13 protein-coding genes are annotated in these 17,463 nt (G+C 54.9%); 3 read left to right on the top strand and 10 right to left on the bottom strand.

The window, feature by feature from the left end:
* Window positions 1-15: 15 nt before the first annotated feature.
* Together cysI and cysJ are read right to left on the bottom strand one after the other, a co-directional pair.
* On the bottom strand, window positions 16-1,728 hold the full coding sequence (cysI, locus tag AAER43_RS18190) for an assimilatory sulfite reductase (NADPH) hemoprotein subunit (RefSeq protein ID WP_014885037.1): 1,713 nt from the start codon (window positions 1,726-1,728) through the stop codon (window positions 16-18).
* Entirely contained in the window at window positions 1,728-3,533 is a 1,806-nt protein-coding gene (cysJ, locus tag AAER43_RS18195) for an NADPH-dependent assimilatory sulfite reductase flavoprotein subunit (RefSeq protein WP_023331194.1), read from the bottom strand. The genes cysI and cysJ overlap by 1 nt, the downstream gene beginning before the upstream one ends.
* A 306-nt stretch (window positions 3,534-3,839) precedes the next feature.
* On the opposite strand from cysJ, the gene queD reads away from it, so the two are divergent.
* Entirely contained in the window at window positions 3,840-4,202 is a 363-nt protein-coding gene (queD, locus tag AAER43_RS18200) for a 6-carboxytetrahydropterin synthase QueD (protein ID WP_014885039.1), read from the top strand.
* A 29-nt stretch (window positions 4,203-4,231) separates the two neighbouring features.
* Here the strand turns inward: queD and queE are convergent, their stop codons facing one another.
* The 3 genes from queE to AAER43_RS18215 are packed head-to-tail and all read right to left on the bottom strand — an operon-like array spanning window position 4,232 to window position 7,224.
* Window positions 4,232-4,903 (bottom strand): 7-carboxy-7-deazaguanine synthase QueE, encoded by a 672-nt coding sequence (gene queE, locus AAER43_RS18205; protein ID WP_014885040.1) that lies wholly within the window; start codon window positions 4,901-4,903, stop codon window positions 4,232-4,234.
* Window positions 4,904-4,957: 54 nt separating this feature from the next.
* Window positions 4,958-5,665 carry an N-acetylmannosamine-6-phosphate 2-epimerase gene (locus AAER43_RS18210; protein WP_050862123.1) on the bottom strand — a complete coding sequence of 236 codons (708 nt, stop codon included), beginning with the start codon at window positions 5,663-5,665 and terminating at the stop codon, window positions 4,958-4,960.
* The gene (locus AAER43_RS18215; RefSeq protein WP_050862125.1) at window positions 5,665-7,224 is read right to left on the bottom strand and encodes a PTS transporter subunit EIIC; all 1,560 of its coding nucleotides are present in this window, start codon (window positions 7,222-7,224) and stop codon (window positions 5,665-5,667) included. Before AAER43_RS18215 ends, AAER43_RS18210 begins: the two co-directional genes overlap by 1 nt.
* Window positions 7,225-7,389: 165 nt before the next feature.
* Here AAER43_RS18215 and AAER43_RS18220 point away from each other — a divergent pair, with 165 nt between their 5' ends.
* Window positions 7,390-8,214 (top strand): MurR/RpiR family transcriptional regulator, encoded by an 825-nt coding sequence (locus AAER43_RS18220; RefSeq protein ID WP_050862127.1) that lies wholly within the window; start codon window positions 7,390-7,392, stop codon window positions 8,212-8,214.
* 358 nt (window positions 8,215-8,572) lie between these two features.
* The gene (locus tag AAER43_RS18225; protein ID WP_047027313.1) at window positions 8,573-9,682 is read left to right on the top strand and encodes an SDR family oxidoreductase; all 1,110 of its coding nucleotides are present in this window, start codon (window positions 8,573-8,575) and stop codon (window positions 9,680-9,682) included.
* Window positions 9,683-9,734: 52 nt separating this feature from the next.
* Here the strand turns inward: AAER43_RS18225 and eno are convergent, their stop codons facing one another.
* The 5 genes from eno to rlmD form a co-directional block, all read right to left on the bottom strand.
* Window positions 9,735-11,033 carry a phosphopyruvate hydratase gene (eno, locus tag AAER43_RS18230; RefSeq protein ID WP_014885045.1) on the bottom strand — a complete coding sequence of 433 codons (1,299 nt, stop codon included), beginning with the start codon at window positions 11,031-11,033 and terminating at the stop codon, window positions 9,735-9,737.
* A gap of 82 nt (window positions 11,034-11,115) precedes the next feature.
* Window positions 11,116-12,753, bottom strand: a complete 1,638-nt coding sequence (gene pyrG, locus AAER43_RS18235; protein WP_014885046.1) for a CTP synthase (glutamine hydrolyzing) — start codon at window positions 12,751-12,753, stop codon at window positions 11,116-11,118.
* A gap of 223 nt (window positions 12,754-12,976) precedes the next feature.
* Window positions 12,977-13,768, bottom strand: a complete 792-nt coding sequence (gene mazG, locus AAER43_RS18240; protein ID WP_050862129.1) for a nucleoside triphosphate pyrophosphohydrolase — start codon at window positions 13,766-13,768, stop codon at window positions 12,977-12,979.
* A 66-nt stretch (window positions 13,769-13,834) separates the two neighbouring features.
* A complete protein-coding gene (relA, locus tag AAER43_RS18245) occupies window positions 13,835-16,066 on the bottom strand; it encodes a GTP diphosphokinase (protein WP_014885048.1) in 2,232 nt (743 codons plus the stop codon).
* 51 nt (window positions 16,067-16,117) lie between these two features.
* Window positions 16,118-17,416: a 23S rRNA (uracil(1939)-C(5))-methyltransferase RlmD gene (gene rlmD / locus AAER43_RS18250; protein WP_047626872.1), complete on the bottom strand. Its 1,299-nt coding sequence runs from the start codon at window positions 17,414-17,416 to the stop codon at window positions 16,118-16,120.
* Between the last annotated feature and the right edge of the window lie 47 nt (window positions 17,417-17,463).

Here is a 17,463-nt window from a genome sequence, read left to right on the forward strand (position 1 = left end):
AATTACCTCTCGTGGTTACTCCCAGAAATCCCTTGCGGGATCGAGCACCGGGCGAATGATGCCCGCACGCACCGTAAAGTCGCCGAAGCCTTCACCCGCTTCGCGCTCTTTCGCCCAGCGCCCGACAAGCTCGTCGATGGAATCAAGGATTTCCGGCTCGGTGATGTTCTCGCGGAACATACGTGGAATACGTGTGCCGATACGGTTACCGCCCAGATGCAGGTTATAGCGACCCGGCGCTTTCCCCACCAGCCCCAGCTCGGCCAGCATCGCGCGACCGCAGCCGTTCGGGCAGCCGGTCACTCGCATAACAATATGCTCGTCCGGAATGCCGTGTTTTTCCAGAATCGCTTCCACTTTGTCAGTAAATGACGGCAGGAAACGTTCCGCTTCGGCCATCGCCAGCGGACAGGTCGGGAACGACACGCAGGCCATGGAGTTTTCACGCTGCGGTTTGACCGCATCCATCAACCCATGATCGCGCGCCAGCGTCTCGATCTTCGCCTTCTGGCTCTCCGGCACGCCGGCAATGATCAGGTTCTGGTTAGCGGTAATGCGGAACTCGCCTTTGTGGATCTTCGCAATTTCCAGCAGACCGGTTTTCAGCGGACGGCCCGGATAATCCAGAATTCGACCATTTTCGATAAATAGCGTCAGATGCCATTTATTGTCGATACCTTTCACCCAGCCAATACGATCGCCGCGACCGGTGAATTCGTAAGGACGGACTGGCTCAAATTTGATCCCCGCGCGACGCTCCACTTCCGCTTTGAACGTCTCCACTCCCACGCGCTCGAGGGTATATTTGGTTTTCGCGTTTTTACGGTCGGTACGGTTACCCCAGTCGCGCTGGGTCGTGACCACGGCTTCCGCCACCGCCAGCGTATGCTCCAGCGGCAGGAAACCAAACTCGCTCGCGGTGCGGGCGTAGGTTTTCTTGTTACCGTGCTCAATGGACAGGCCCCCGCCCACCAGCAGGTTAAAGCCGACCAGCTTGCCGTTTTCGGCAATCGCCACAAAGTTCATGTCGTTGGCGTGCAGGTCAATATCGTTCTGCGGCGGGATCACGACCGTGGTTTTGAACTTACGCGGCAGATAGGTCTGGCCGAGAATCGGTTCTTCATCGGTGGTCGCGACTTTCTCCTGATCGAGCCAAATCTCTGCATAGGCGCGGGTGCGCGGCAGCAGATGCTCAGAGATCTTCTTCGCCCACTCATACGCTTCGGCATGCAGCTCAGACTCGTACGGGTTCGACGTGCAAAGCACATTACGGTTCATGTCGTTGGCGGTGGCCAGTGCGTCCAGCCCGACGGAGTGGAGCATCTGGTGCACCGGCTTCACGTTCTTCTTCAGAATACCGTGGAACTGGAAGGTCTGACGGTTGGTCAGGCGGATGCTGCCGTAGATCGTGTTTTCGCCAGCGAATTTATCAATCGCCTGCCACTGTTTGGTGGTGATGACCCCACCCGGCAGACGGCAGCGCAGCAGCATCGCATGACGCGGCTCCAGCTTCTGTTCGGCACGCTCAGCGCGAATATCGCGGTCGTCCTGCTGGTACATACCGTGGAAACGGATCAGCAGGAAGTTGTCACCTTTAAAACCGCCGGTGAGACCGTCATTCAAATCTTCAGCAATGGTGCCGCGCAGGTAGTTGCTTTCCAGCTTCATGCGCTCGGCGTCTGTCAGTTTACCTTCGACCACCAGTGGCCCTGGATGTTTTTCGCTCATTAGTAGACATCTCGCTGATAACGGCGCTCAACGCGCAGCTCACTTAAAAATTCATCCGCCGTTTCGGCATCCATACCGCCGAATTCGGCAATCACTTCCAGCAGTGCCTGCTCAACGTCTTTCGCCATGCGATTGGCGTCGCCGCAGACATAAATGTGGGCACCGTCATTGATCCAGCGCCACAGCTCTGCGCCCTGTTCGCGCAGTTTGTCTTGTACGTAGACTTTTTCTTTCTGGTCGCGGGACCAGGCCAGATCGATGCGGGTCAGCACGCCCTCTTTGACGTAACGCTGCCACTCAACCTGGTAGAGGAAATCTTCGGTAAAGTGTGGGTTGCCGAAGAACAGCCAGTTTTTGCCTGGCGCGTCGTCCGCCGCACGTTGCTGCATAAAGGCGCGGAACGGCGCAATACCGGTGCCTGGACCAATCATGATCACCGGGGTTTCCGGGTTTGCCGGCAGACGGAAGTTGTCGTTGTGCTCGATAAAGACGCGCACTTCGCCCTCTTCTTCCACGCGGTCCGCCAGGAAACTTGATGCCCCACCCGCACGGGCGCGGCCTTCGATGTCATAACGCACCACGCCCACGGTGATATGCACTTCGCTCTCCACCTCTGCCTGAGAAGAGGCGATGGAGTAGAGGCGCGGGGTCAATGGACGCAGCAGCCCGACCACTGCATCGGCATCCAGCTGCGCCGGAGAGAAACGCACCATATCGACAATCGGGGTCGTCGCGGCGTAATGCTGCAGTTTCGCTTTGTCGCCCACCAGCGGCAGCAGCGATTCACTGCGCGTTAAGGTGGCGTAATTTTCGACGATGTTCGGAGTGTTGACCGTCAGTTCGAAATGCCACTGCAGCGCATCAGAAAGCGACTGGGTTTTGCCGTCAACGGTGACAGGCTCATCACCTTTCAGCCACAGCAGCTCAACCAGCTCTTTCACCAGCGCCGGATCGTTCTGATACCAGACGCCCAGCGCATCGCCAGGCTGATAACGCAGGCCAGAGTCACCGAGATCGATTTCGATATGACGCACGTCTTTTTCCGAGTCGCGGCCAGTGATTTTCTGGTTCACCGACAGGCTTGCCGCCAGCGGTGCTTCTTTCGTGTAAGGGCTGGTATGGATATCGTTGACGACGCCCGCTGAGGTCAATGCGGCCTGCGCCGGCGTCTCTTTCGGCACGCGCGCTTTCAGCACCTCAACAATGCGCGCGCGCCATTCGGCGGCGGCAGTCTGGTATTCCACATCCGCGTCGACGCGGTCCAGCAGGCGCTCTGCGCCGAGCTCCGCCAGCTTACTGTCGAAGTCTTTACCGGACTGACAGAAGAATTCATAGGAGGTATCGCCCAGACCAAACACGGCAAACGCCGTGCCATCCAGTTTTGGGGCTTTTTTCGAGAACAGAAACTTATGCAGTGCTACCGCTTCTTCAGCGGGTTCACCTTCGCCCTGGGTAGAGGCGACCACCACCAGCAGCTTTTCTGACGCGATTTGCTTAAATTTATAATCACCGGCGTTGACCAGGTTCACGTTCAGTTTGGCGGCCAGCAGGTCGTCACGCAACGCTTCGGCCACGCGGCGGGCGTTGCCCGTCTGCGAGGCGGAAATCAGCGTAATAGCGGGAATTTCCACAGCCGTTGCCGGTGCGCCCGCGACAGCGCCAGGCTGCTGATTGAGCATTCCCCAGAAATAACCGGAGACCCAGGCAAGCTGAGTGGGAGAAAAATCAGAGGTGGCAGCCTGAAGGCGCGCCAGTTGCTCCGGGTTCAGGGGAAGCAAATTTGATGGTGGGGCCTGTGTTGTCATGCGTCGTTATGTTCCAGTAGCCAAGCGGACTTTAAGCGAATAAATCCAAACTGAAGATAAGGTTAACGGCGAGGATAATAACAATTAAAGAAGGGATGGAAATAATAAATAACCAAATGGACTAACCTGTTTTAGTTATCGTTCTTAGCGATAAAACAGGTTAACTAACTCATTGAAAATAAATAGTTAAAAACCAAAAAAGCGCCTTACCGCCATGGCTGCGCCTTCAGAGCCGTTTTAGTTAATGCTAAAAATTGTGCTTTCCGGTACTATGCGGCGGTTTTTTCCGCATTACTGAGAGCGATCATGTCCACCACACTGTTTAAAGATTTCACCTTCGAAGCCGCCCACCACCTTCCGCATGTTCCTGAAGGGCATAAATGTGGCCGTCTGCACGGGCATTCGTTTATGGTGCGTCTTGAGATCACCGGTGAAGTTGATCCGCATACCGGTTGGATCATGGATTTTGCCGAACTGAAGGCCGCGTTTAAACCGACCTACGACCGTCTGGATCACTACTATCTGAATGAGATCCCGGGCCTTGAAAACCCGACCAGCGAAGTGCTGGCAAAATGGATTTGGGATCAGATGAAGCCGCTGGTACCGCTGCTGAGCGCGGTGATGATCAAAGAGACCTGCACGGCAGGCTGCGTGTATCGCGGAGAGTAAAAAAATAGCCCGGCAAAACCGGGCTTTTTTTAGGCTATATTCAGGTACTTGTGCGTCTGCATGGACAGGCGCCAGTTACGCGCGATACAGGTTTCAATACACAGACGCGTCGCATCTTCTTTCTGGCTGATAGGCTGCAGGGCAATCACCCGCTGCTTTTCATCCGTCAGCGTCGCCAGCAGTTCGTCCAGCGCTTCGATATCGCGCACGCGCCCTACCGGGTGCTTAATCTCATCCGCGCGTTCCAGCGCCTGAGAGAGCACGTCATACCCGCCGCGCATATTCACTTTTGGCGAAACCGTCACCCAGGTAGAGTGAGAGCAGCGCACTTCGTGGGTGCCGCTGGTTTCAATCTGGCAGCTGTAGCCGTTCTTTTCGAGCAGCTCGGTCAGCGGAGTCAGATCGTGGATGCAGGGTTCACCGCCGGTGATCACCACATGGCGCGCCGTCCAGCCCTGACGACCAATAATCGCCAGCAGATCTTCTGAACTGCCCGCGCCCCACTTATCGCTCTCTTTGGTTTTCGCCAGAATGCTAAACAGCGACACTTCCCGATCTGCGAGCTTATCCCACGTATGTTTGGTATCACACCAGGCACAGCCAACCGGGCATCCCTGTAAACGAATAAAGATAGCGGGAACACCGGTAAAGTAACCCTCGCCTTGCAGGGTCTGGAACATCTCGTTAATCGGGTACTGCATAGTCATCTCAGTTAAGGGGATAAACGATAAGTATCGCAGATCCCCGCCGGATGGTCATGCTCCATCGGTGCTTTGCGCGCTAATCGCCGCCATAAACCGTTCGGTAATTTGCTGTGGACGGGTGATCGCGCCGCCGACGACGACCGTGTGCGCACCCAGCGCCAGGCACCGGGCCGCGCGTTCAGGCGTATCCACGTTCCCTTCGGCAACCACGGGAACCGTCACGGCCGCCAGCACGGCCTTCAGGAACGCGCAGTCGTTCTCCGGAAGCGAATGGCCTTCCGTTTCCGCCGTATAGCCGTAAAGCGTCGTGCCGACGCAGTCAAAGCCCAGCGCCTGCGCCGTCACGGCTTCGTCCACGGTGGAAATATCCGCCATCAGCAGTACCGAGGGGTAGCGCGAGCGGATGCGCATGACCAGCGTTTCCAGGGATTCCCCACCGGGACGTTCCCTGGCCGTGGCATCAAGGGCTATGATTTCCGGAGCGACGGCCATGAGCTCATCCACCTCTTTCATCGTGGCGGTGATAAACACTTCGCTTTCCGGGTAATCCCGTTTGATGATGCCGATGACAGGCAAAGAGACCTGCTGCTTAATGGACTCGATATCCACCACGCTGTTGGCACGAATGGCAGCGGCCCCTCCCTGCGCCGCCGCCAGCGCCATCCGCGACATAATAAACGGGCTATGCAGCGGTTCATTCTCCAGCGCCTGACAGGAGACGACCAGTTTTCCCTTCAGGTTATCCAGTACAGTTTTCATTACGATAAAATCTCTTCCACTTCGTTTTTGATAATGGTGACGTGCGGGCCAAAAATGACCTGAACCCCGTTACCGCGCACGATAACGCCGCGCGCGCCGGTCGCTTTCAGCGCCGCGTCATCCACCTTGCTGCCGTCTTTGACCGTGACGCGAAGGCGCGTGGCGCAGCAGTCCACCTCGTCCAGATTGTCTTTTCCACCTAATCCGGCGATCACCGCCGCAGCGCGCTCGCTTTGCGGCAGACTCACTTCATCAACCATCGCCGTCTTTTCACGGCCCGGCGTGGCGAAATCAAAACGGTTAATCAGGTAGCGGAAGGTGAAGTAGTAAAGGAAGAACCACGGCACGCCGACCAGCGGAACGAACATCCAGTTGGTTTTGGCCTCCCCCTGCAAAATGCCGAACAGCACGAAGTCGATAAAACCGCCGGAGAAGGTTTGCCCGATGGTGATATGGAGCATGTGTGCGAGCATGAACGCCAGCCCGTCAAACAGCGCATGGATGACGTAAAGCACCGGCGCAATAAACAGGAAGGAGAACTCGATGGGCTCGGTAATGCCCGTCAGGAAAGAGGTTAACGCCGCAGAGAGCAGCAGCCCGGCAACGCGCTTTTTGTTCTCGGGTTTTGCCGTGTGGTACATCGCCAGACACGCGCCGAGCAGGCCAAACATCATCGTAATAAAGCGCCCAGACATGAAGCGCGACGTACCTTCATAAAACTGACTCGTCGTCGGGTCAGCCAGCTGGGCGAAGAAGATACGCTGCGTACCCTCCACCAGATGACCATTGACGATCTCGCTGCCGCCAAGGGCCGTGGTCCAGAACGGAAGATAGAAGATGTGGTGCAACCCGAACGGGCCCAGCATGCGTAAAATGAAGCCGTACAGCAGGGTGCCCAGATAACCGGTGGCGTCTACCAGCCCGCCCAGACCAAAGATCAGTTTCTGGAAATGCGGCCAGACCACGGTCATCAACGCGCCGACGAGTATCGCCGCCAGCGAGCTGATAATCGGGACAAAGCGCGAGCCGCCAAAGAAGCCCAGGAACTGCGGAAGGGCAATTTTATTAAACCGGTGATGCAACGCGCAGGTCACGAGACCAATCACTACGCCGCCAAATACACCCGTTTCCAGCGTCTGAATCCCCAGCGTCATCCCCTGCCCCACGCCCCCCGGGTTTTCCTGCGCCAGTTTGCCGGTGAGGATCAGCAGCGCGTTGATGGTGGCGTTCATCACCAGAAACGCCAGTAACGCCGCCAGCCCTGCCGTGCCTTTATCACTTTTTGCCAACCCAACGGCCACCCCAACCGCAAATAGCACCGAGAGGTTCGCAAATACGATGGAACCTGCACTGCTCATGATGGTGAAAACCGCCTGCAGCCAGCCCACATCTAAAAACGGATAGGCCGTTAGCGTATTGGGATTCGACAACGCGCCGCCTATCCCAAGCAGCAGACCCGCCGCAGGCAACACGGCGATGGGCAACATAAACGATTTGCCGAAGCGCTGCGCTTTTTCAAACCATCCCCCCGAAGAGGCTCCACTGAACATTTGCATCATTTTTTCATCCCCTCATTTATTGATGAAAATTTTTACCATATAAATATTTAATAGTGAAAATTATCATCAAAAACCAGGAGACCGATCATACTTTTTCAAAATGACTGGCATCTTTCCCCCGCTTTCCGTCACACTAGTCACAGAGAAACGCATTAAGGACCTGGCATGTCGGACCATGAAAATCTGCTGCTGAAGCTCCGCCAGGAGGCTTCCGGGTACAGCCCAACACAACAAAAACTCGGCGAGTTTGTCCTCAGCGATCCCGCCCGAGTGCTCTACCTGACGATCACGGAACTGGCGCGCGAGAGTCACACCAGCGAGGCCAGCGTGACGCGTCTTTGCCGGACGCTGGGCTGCAAGGGCTATAACGAATTCAAAATGGCGCTGGCGCTGGATATTCAGCAGGGTCAGCCCGCGCGAGAGGCCGGGGATGAAATTGATAACGTGGTGAATGAGTCAATCCTGGCTCTGCAGGATACCGCCAGGCTCCTGGACCGGACGCTGCTTGAAAAAGCCGCACTGGCACTGCATCAGGCGCAATCCGTGCAGATCTATGGCGTCGCGGCCAGCGCAATCCTCGGTGAGTATCTGCATTACAAGTTATTAAGGCTGGGTAAACCCGCACAGTTATTTAGCGACATGCACCGCGCAGCCATGAATGCGGCAACGCTCTCGGCTGAAACGCTGGTCGTGGCTATCTCCAGTTCCGGTTCTACGCGGGATTTACTTCATGTGGTGAAACTGGCCCGCAAGCGCGGCGTAAAGGTTCTGGCGCTCAGCAACACGCCACGTAGCCCGCTGGCTTCCCTGAGTGATATGCAACTGGTAGCCGCCAAGCCAGAAGGCCCGCTTAGCGCTGGCGCGCTCAATGCAAAGGTGGGTGTCATGCTGCTGGTCGAATTGCTGACCACTTCTCTTATTGCGCTGGACAACCATTACGCGGATGTTAGCCAGCAAACAGCCAGCGCTACGCTTCCTTTGCTGCTCTGAAAATATTACGCAGGCTACATAAACTAGCCTGCTTTTTACGTTACTCAATTTCCCTTAAGCAAAATTTAATTTATTTTCCAGATAAATGTTTGGTGTAACAAAATATTTTATTTATTACATTTTCAATGCTGTAACCACCCTAACCCTGAATCATAAAAATACATACAAATCATAAAGTTGAAATATAATTATTTATAAATTGAATTTTTCACCTTTCCGCAATGTCCAATATCTCCACCTGATTTCCTTTCCTTAAAATAAGCTTAAGACGCTGCCTGTTTCGGCGATTTATTATTTAAATGCCGTTTACTTTTGCGCGCCTACAATCCGCCTCATCAATCATAATGAGACGGTATTAATGAAGATGTTATTGATTACAGGCGTGACCGGTTTCCTGGGCGGTGCAGTACTTGAAAAAATCCTGACGAGCGATCAATCCGTGAAACTCCTTTTGCTTGCCCGCGCCGGCGATCCGCAAAGCGGGCTGGAGCGCGTGCAGGAGAACATGCGTAAGTTCAACGTTTCTGAGGAGAAGCTGGCTTCCCTGAGCGTGGAGAATATTCTCATTGGCGACCTCAGCCAGCCGGAGGCATTTCTGAACGATCCGCGACTGAACCAGGTCACGCATGTGGTTAACTGCGCGGCTGTCGCCTCATTTGGAAACAACCCACTTATCTGGAAGGTAAACGTCGACGGTACTCTTGCGCTGGCACGCCGCATGGAACAGGTCACTGGACTGCAGCGTTTCCTGCACGTAGGCACAGCAATGTCATGCACCCCGGAGCAGGATTCACTGGTCGCGGAAAGTGCTGAATTCAGAGAAAATGCTGAACATCTGGTGGAATACACTTATTCGAAGTCAACCATTGAAAAGCTGATGCGTCAGGCGTGCCCGGACCTGCCGCTGCTTATCGCCCGCCCCTCCATCGTCGTCGGCCATACCCGTCACGGCTGCACGCCGTCGAGCAGCATCTTCTGGGTCTTCAGTATGGGCCTGATGCTGCAAAAGTTTATGTGTTCAATGGAAGACCGGATCGACGTAGTGCCGGTGGATTATTGCGCCGACGCGCTGTTAATGCTGCTCGGCAGCAACGCGCGTCCGGGTGAGGTGGTGCATATTTCTGCCGGGGAAGAAAACAGCGTTCGCTTTGCAGACATCGATCAGGCGATGGCGCAGGCGCTGGAGAAAGCGCCCGTCGGTGATAAATATGCGCAGGTCAGCTACGAAACGCTGGTCAGAATGCGCCGCGAGCTGAAAACGATTTTTGGTCCATGCAACGAACGCCTGATGCTGAGAGCGATGCGCTTATACGGCGCCTTTGCCACGCTGAACGTGCGCTTCAGCAACGATAAGCTGCTCAGCATGGGAATGCCGAAACCCCCGCGTTTTACGGATTATATCGCCCGCTGCGTCCAGACCACCCGGGGATTGACCATCCCGGAGCAAATGGCGGTCGATTTTAAATAGCCAAAAAAAATGCCAGTCTTTCGACTGGCATTTTCATTTAAGGCTTAAGCAATTATGCCTGGCCTTTGATCTCTTTACGACCGTTGTATGGTGCTTTTTCGCCCAGTGCTTCTTCGATACGAATCAGCTGGTTGTATTTAGCAACACGGTCAGAACGGCTCATAGAACCGGTTTTGATCTGGCCTGCAGCGGTACCCACTGCCAGGTCAGCAATTGTTGCATCTTCAGTTTCACCAGAACGGTGAGAGATGACAGCGGTGTAGCCAGCGTCTTTCGCCATTTTGATCGCAGCCAGGGTTTCGGTCAGAGAACCGATCTGGTTGAATTTGATCAGGATGGAGTTAACGATGCCTTTCTCGATGCCTTCTTTCAGGATCTTGGTGTTGGTTACGAACAGATCGTCACCAACCAGCTGGATTTTGTCGCCCAGTACTTTGGTCTGGTATGCGAAACCATCCCAGTCAGACTCGTCCAGACCGTCTTCGATAGAGACGATTGGGTACTGTTTGGTCAGGTCTTCCAGGAAGTGAGTGAACTCTTCGGAGGTGAACGCTTTGTTGCCTTCGCCAGCCAGAACGTATTTACCGTCTTTGTAGAATTCAGATGCTGCACAGTCCATCGCCAGGGTGATGTCTTTGCCCAGCTCGTAGCCAGCAGCTTTTACTGCTTCTGCGATAACAGCCAGAGCTTCTGCGTTAGAACCCAGGTTTGGCGCATAGCCACCTTCGTCACCTACAGCCGTGTTCATACCTTTAGCTTTCAGAACTTTAGCCAGGTTGTGGAACACTTCAGAACCCATACGTACCGCTTCTTTCAGGGATTTCGCGCCAACTGGCTGAATCATGAATTCCTGAATATCAACGTTGTTGTCTGCGTGCTCACCACCGTTGATGATGTTCATCATTGGTACAGGCATGGAGTATTTGCCTGGGGTGCCGTTCAGTTCAGCGATGTGCTCGAACAGTGGCATACCTTTAGCAGCCGCTGCTGCTTTGGCGTTCGCCAGGGAAACCGCCAGGATTGCGTTCGCACCGAAGTTAGATTTGTTTTCAGTACCGTCCAGATCGATCATGATCTTGTCGATGCCAGCCTGGTCTTTAGCGTCTTTGCCAATGATGGCCTGAGCAATAGGACCGTTTACAGCGCCAACCGCTTTCAGTACGCCTTTGCCCATGAAACGGGATTTGTCGCCATCGCGCAGTTCCAGCGCTTCGCGGGAACCCGTAGAAGCACCTGATGGAGCAGCTGCCATACCGACGAAACCACCTTCCAGATGAACTTCAGCTTCAACGGTCGGGTTACCACGGGAGTCGATGATTTCACGACCGATGACTTTAACGATTTTGGACATTAGATTTTCCTCAGTACAAGTTAAACTAAAACTCCAGACAAACAACGCGTACCAAAGGTACGCGTTGCCGTTCTAACTTTTTTTACTTCGCCTGACGCTTCTGGTACTCGCTGGCGGCTTTCACGAAGCCTGCAAACAGCGGATGCCCGTCACGCGGCGTTGAAGTAAATTCCGGGTGGAACTGGCAGGCAACAAACCATGGATGGTTTGGCACTTCAATGATCTCGACTAACTGATCATCCCCGGAGCGGCCCGCAACGCGCAGGCCCGCAGCTTCAATTTGTTTCAACAGCATGTTGTTGACTTCATAGCGGTGACGATGGCGCTCGGTGATGACCGATTCGCCATACAGCTTGCGAACCACGCTATCGTCGGACAGCTGGCAGGCCTGTGCGCCAAGACGCATTGTGCCACCCAGATCGCTCTTCTCGGTACGGACTTCGACGTTACCGTCTTCGTCGCGCCATTCCGTAATCAGCGCCACTACAGGGTACTTACAGTCTGGCACAAATTCCGTAGAGTTCGCGTTTTCCATTCCCGCTACGTTGCGCGCAAATTCGATCAGCGCAACCTGCATACCCAGGCAGATGCCGAGGTAAGGAATATTGTTTTCACGCGCGTAGCGTGCAGTGGCGATCTTGCCTTCAACACCGCGGTAGCCAAAGCCGCCAGGGATGAGAATCGCATCCAGATCTTTCAGAATTTCCACGCCACGCGTTTCAACATCCTGCGAATCAATCAGCTTGATGTTCACGGAGACGCGGTTCTTCAGACCACCGTGTTTCAGCGCTTCGATAACTGACTTATAGGCATCCGGCAGTTCAATGTACTTGCCGACCATACCGATAGTCACTTCGCCCGCCGGATTGGCTTCTTCATAGATAACCTGTTCCCATTCAGACAGGTTAGCTTCCGGACAGTTCAAGCTGAATCGTTTACAAATATAATCGTCCAGGCCCTGCGATTTCAACAGGCCCGGGATTTTATAAATGGAATCGACATCTTTCATTGAAATAACGGCTTTTTCAGGCACGTTACAGAACAATGCAATTTTCGCACGTTCGTTCGCCGGGATAGCGCGATCGGAACGGCAAACCAGGATGTCAGGCTGAATACCGATGGAGAGCAGCTCTTTAACAGAGTGCTGAGTCGGTTTGGTTTTCACTTCACCTGCAGCCGCCATGTAAGGCACCAGCGTCAGGTGCATGAACAGCGCATGCTCACGACCAATATCTACCGCCAGCTGACGAATCGCTTCGAGGAACGGCAGGGATTCGATATCCCCTACGGTACCGCCGATTTCAACCAGCACTACGTCATGCCCTTCGCCACCGGCAAGGACACGCTCTTTGATGGCGTTAGTGATGTGTGGGATAACCTGAACGGTCGCGCCCAGGTAGTCACCGCGGCGCTCTTTACGCAGAACGTCGGAGTAGATGCGGCCAGTCGTAAAGTTGTTACGACGGGTCATTTTGGTACGAATGAAACGCTCGTAGTGGCCAAGATCCAGATCGGTTTCAGCGCCGTCTTCAGTAACGAACACTTCCCCGTGTTGGGTTGGGCTCATGGTGCCAGGATCGACGTTGATGTACGGATCCAGTTTCATCATGGTCACATTGAGGCCACGGGCTTCAAGAATGGCTGCGAGGGAGGCTGCGGCAATGCCTTTACCCAGAGAGGATACGACCCCGCCGGTCACAAAAATATAGTTCGTTGTCATGCTGAACCTGAGAAGTTAGGGTGAAACGATGGAATAACCAGGACGGGAAAGTAGTATACCCGAACACGGCGAGCGCCACAAACTTTCATTCTCCGTCTCCATTCCAGGCCATGACAAACATAAGGAGTGAGAAAATAGCCCCTTTTGGGTAAATGTTTTTGACGCAAATCAAGCGCTTGTCATTTAAAAAATCACACAAATTGCGCTTGATCGCAAAATTCCGTTAGAGATCAGATTCCTGGCGTTTTACTTCCTGCCAGACTTCTTCCATCGCCTGGAGGTCAATTCCGGTCATTTCCAGGCCGCGCGAGGCGACAATCCGCTCCACTTCACGAAAACGACGTTCGAATTTCAGATTGGCTTTTTGCAATGCGGTTTCCGCTTTTACACCTAAATGGCGCGAAAGGTTGACGGTCGCAAACAACAGATCGCCCATCTCTTCCTCAAGCTTTGCTTCATCCACCACCGCCTGCTGCGCTTCGTGCATAACCTCGTCGATCTCTTCATGCACTTTATCCAGCACCGGCCCCAGAGAGTCCCAGTCAAAACCGACGGCGGAACAACGCTTTTGAATTTTATGCGCGCGCATCAGCGCAGGCAGACTCAGAGGAATATCGTCCAGCGCCGAATGCTGGGATTTTTCAGCACGCTCGGCGCTTTTTATCTGCTCCCAGCGGGCCAGTACTTCCGCGCTGTTACCTACGGTGGCATCGCCAAAGATATGCGGGTGACGGCGCTCAAGCTTGTCGCTGATAGCGGCGCAGATATCATCAAAGTTAAAGCGCCCTTCTTCCTGCGCCATCTGGGCGTAGAACACCACCTGGAACAGCAGGTCGCCGAGTTCACCACGCAGGTCGTCAAAATCCTCGCGAGAAATGGCGTCCAGCACCTCGTAGGTCTCTTCAAGCGTGTACGGGGCGATGGTGGAGAAAGTCTGCTCTTTGTCCCATGGGCAGCCGTTTTCCGGATCGCGCAGGCGTTTCATGATGCCGAGCAGGCGGTCGATTTGAGTCATAGTGTTTTCCATTAAAAAACAAGCCGGGTGGCGGCAAAGCCTTACCCGGCCTACAGAAGAGTGTATTTACCCGCCGTGCAGACGACGCGCGTCAATCACATCCGGCACCTGGTTCAGTTTGCCGAGCACGCGACCCAGCACCTGCAGGTTGTAGATTTCGATGGTCATATCGATGGTGGCAAGCTGCTCGCGGGTATCGCTGCGGCTGGCAACACCCAGCACGTTGACCTTCTCGTTGGCGAGAATGGTGGTGATATCGCGCAGCAGGCCGCTGCGGTCATTGGCGGTAACACGCACCACCAGCGAGTAGCCGGCGGAGTAGCTCTCCCCCCAGACCGCTTCCACGATGCGCTCCGGCGCATGGGACTGCAGCTCGGCAAGCTGGTCACAGTCGGAACGGTGGATCGAGATCCCGCGCCCCTGGGTGATAAAGCCGACGATGTCGTCGCCCGGAATTGGCTGACAGCAGCGGGCAATGTGGTGCATCAGATTGCCCACTCCCTCGACCACTACGCGGCCATTATCTTTACTGCGCTGCTGCGGGGCGTAGGTTTTCTGCTGCAGCTGCTTCAGCGCCGCCGCGTCCTGCTCTTCCGCGCTTGGCTTATTGAACTGCGCCTGCAGGAAGTTAACCATCTGATTGAGACGAATATCGCCGCCGCCAATTGCCGCTAACAGTTCGTCAAGCTCGTTGAAGTTGTAGCGCGGCAGCAGGAATTTCTCGGCCTCTTTCAGGCTGATCCCGATATGTTCCAGTTCGTCGTCAAGGATCTGACGACCGGCAAGGATATTTTTGTCTCGATCCTGCTTGCGGAACCAGGCGTGAATTTTTGAGCGTCCGCGGCTGGTGGTGACGTACCCCAGGTTCGGATTAAGCCAGTCCCGGCTCGGGTTAGGCTGCTTCTGGGTGATGATTTCAATCTGATCGCCCATCTGCAACTGGTAAGTGAACGGGACGATGCGCCCGCCGATTTTCGCCCCGATACAGCGGTGCCCCACGTCACTGTGGATGTGGTAGGCAAAATCAAGCGGCGTTGAACCGGCTGGCAGGTCGACCACATCCCCCTTCGGGGTAAAGACGTAGACCCGGTCATCAAAGACCTGGCTGCGGACTTCGTCGAGCATTTCGCCCGAGTCGGCCATCTCTTCCTGCCACGCAATCAGCTTGCGCAGCCAGGCGATGCGATCCTCGTGACCAGAACGCGCCCCGCCCGACGTTCCCTCTTTGTATTTCCAGTGCGCGGCAACGCCCAGCTCGGCATCTTCGTGCATCTGTTTGGTGCGGATCTGAATTTCGACCGTTTTGCCGCCAGGGCCAAGCACCACGGTGTGAATGGACTGATAACCGTTAGGTTTAGGGTTAGCCACATAGTCATCAAACTCATCCGGCAGATGGCGGAAGTGAGTGTGGACGATCCCCAGCGCGGCGTAGCAGTCCTGCAGACGTTCCGCCACGATACGCACGGCACGCACGTCAAACAGCTCGTCAAAGGCGAGGTGTTTCTTCTGCATTTTGCGCCAGATGCTGTAGATGTGCTTAGGTCGCCCGTAGACTTCGGCGCGCACGTTCTCTTCTTTCATCGCCTGGCGCAAGCCGCCGACGAACTCCTCGATATAGTGCTCACGGTCGATGCGGCGTTCATGAAGAAGTTTGGCAATGCGCTTATATTCCGCCGGGTGCAGATAACGGAAGCAGTAATCTTCCAGCTCCCATTTGAGCTGACCGATACCTAGCCGGTTCGCCAGCGGCGCATAGATGTTTGTACACTCTTTGGCGGCCAGCACGCGCTCGTCTTCCGGCGCATCCTTCACCTCACGCAGGTGGGCAATACGCTCGGCCAGTTTGATGACCACACAGCGGAAATCATCCACCATGGCCAGCAGCATCCGGCGGACATTATCGACCTGCTCAGAGGAGACGGAATCGGTGTGCGCGGCTTTAAGCTGGCGGATAGCCGCCATATCGCGCACGCCGTGGATCAGCGCGACGACGGATTTTCCGACGCTCTCACGCAGCACGTCTTCCGTCACGACGTTCGCATCGGCGAGAGGAAACAGCAACGCGGCCTGCAGCGTTTCAATATCCATGTTCAGCATGGATAAGATTTCAACCATCTCCACGCCGCGCCACAAGAGGAGATCGGCATCCGGATGACCCTGTGTGGTGCGAAGACAGTAGGCCCAGGTTTCGGTTAAGCGTTCACACGACTGCTGGCTGGAAATTCCCAGACTTGCGATCCATTTTTGTGGGTCAAACTCCCCAGCTTTATTGAGATGTGCACTTCTTACCGCAACCATTGTCCTCTCCTTTAGGGACCAGGGCCTGTCGAAGTCGACAAGCCAAACAAATTAGATGTGCTCGAACAACACCATCGATTCCAGATGCCCAGTGTGCGGGAACATGTCCAGCATTGCCAGACGCTGAATTTGGTAACCCGCGCTGATTAATGCCTCACTGTCACGGGCAAGCGTTGCCGGGTTACAGGAAACATAGACCACACGCTTCGGGGCAAGTTTAATCACATGCGCCATGACGCCCGGGGCACCGGCGCGCGCCGGATCGAGCAGGATTTTGTCAAATCCCTGCTGTGCCCACGGCTGTTGCGTCACATCTTCCTCAAGATTTTGATGAAAGAATGTCACATTTTGCAAGCCGTTCTGTTGTGCGTTCTCCTGCCCTTTAGCCACCAGCGCTTCAACGCCTTCCACGCCAACGACGCTTGCTGCTTTTCGCGCCAGCGGCAGCGTGAAGTTGCCCATGCCGCAGAACAGATCGAGCACCCGATCGGTGGACTGTATATCAAGCCACGCCAGCGCTTTCTCAACCATCTGCTGGTTTACGCCATCATTTACCTGAATGAAATCCCGCGGGCTAAACGTTAAGCGTAGCCCGTTTGACGCATACCAGGGCGCATCACCGGTAACCTGTTCAAGTATCTCGCTTTGTGGAGCAAGGAAAAGCGCCAGGTCGTGGGAATGCGAAAAGCGTTCCAGTTTTTCGCGATCTTTTTTCGATAATGGCGCGGTGTGGCGCAACACCATCAGCGGGCCATTATTGGCCATGACCAGTTCGACATGCCCAAGATGGCGAACGCCGTCCAGTCCTGAGAGGCAAGTGCGCACGTGCGGAAGCAATGCTTCAAGATGGGGCACCAAAACAGGGCACTGCTTCACATCAACAATATCGCTGGAGGCCGCTTTGCGAAAACCCATCTCCAGCCGCGCCGTTTTGGGCTGATAACTCAGACTCAGACGCGCGCGGCGACGGTAGCCCCAGGGCTGATCAGCAATAACTTCGTTCACGTCGTGCTTCAGCAGACGCGCCAGGGCGCGGCTTTTGCTTTTTTGCTGTAATTCTGTGCTCGCATGCTGTTGCTGGCAGCCTCCGCAAACGCCAAAATGCGGACAGCGTGGCGCAACGCGCGCCGGGCTATCGTTGAGGCGACGCTTCACCTGTCCGCGCGCGTACTGGCGTTTGTCTTCCGTCAGCGTAATTTCTGCTCGTTCTGTTGGCAGCAAACCTGTTATAAACAGAGTCTTACCATTGTGATGAGCCACCCCCTGACCAAACGGGTCAAGGTCTGTGGCTTCAACAGTAATGATTTGACGCGTCGTCACGCGTCGTTTTGCAGAGTAGAATTGCGCCATCGCCGAGATTTTTCTCACGTAAACATAATTATCTTAATTGTCCCATA

This window comes from Enterobacter sp. FUJ80071 (genome assembly GCF_038739915.1).
GTDB lineage: Bacteria > Pseudomonadota > Gammaproteobacteria > Enterobacterales > Enterobacteriaceae > Enterobacter > Enterobacter kobei.

Coding starts and splice junctions, on each gene's coding strand:
- AAER43_RS18215 (WP_050862125.1), bottom strand. CDS start 7,224: ATGATGCAAATGTTCAGTGGAGCCTCTTCGGGGGGATGGTTTGAAAAA.
- AAER43_RS18220 (WP_050862127.1), top strand. CDS start 7,390: ATGTCGGACCATGAAAATCTGCTGCTGAAGCTCCGCCAGGAGGCTTCC.
- eno (WP_014885045.1), bottom strand. CDS start 11,033: ATGTCCAAAATCGTTAAAGTCATCGGTCGTGAAATCATCGACTCCCGT.
- queD (WP_014885039.1), top strand. CDS start 3,840: ATGTCCACCACACTGTTTAAAGATTTCACCTTCGAAGCCGCCCACCAC.
- AAER43_RS18210 (WP_050862123.1), bottom strand. CDS start 5,665: ATGAAAACTGTACTGGATAACCTGAAGGGAAAACTGGTCGTCTCCTGT.
- cysI (WP_014885037.1), bottom strand. CDS start 1,728: ATGAGCGAAAAACATCCAGGGCCACTGGTGGTCGAAGGTAAACTGACA.
- mazG (WP_050862129.1), bottom strand. CDS start 13,768: ATGACTCAAATCGACCGCCTGCTCGGCATCATGAAACGCCTGCGCGAT.
- queE (WP_014885040.1), bottom strand. CDS start 4,903: ATGCAGTACCCGATTAACGAGATGTTCCAGACCCTGCAAGGCGAGGGT.
- AAER43_RS18225 (WP_047027313.1), top strand. CDS start 8,573: ATGAAGATGTTATTGATTACAGGCGTGACCGGTTTCCTGGGCGGTGCA.
- rlmD (WP_047626872.1), bottom strand. CDS start 17,416: ATGGCGCAATTCTACTCTGCAAAACGACGCGTGACGACGCGTCAAATC.
- pyrG (WP_014885046.1), bottom strand. CDS start 12,753: ATGACAACGAACTATATTTTTGTGACCGGCGGGGTCGTATCCTCTCTG.
- cysJ (WP_023331194.1), bottom strand. CDS start 3,533: ATGACAACACAGGCCCCACCATCAAATTTGCTTCCCCTGAACCCGGAG.
- relA (WP_014885048.1), bottom strand. CDS start 16,066: ATGGTTGCGGTAAGAAGTGCACATCTCAATAAAGCTGGGGAGTTTGAC.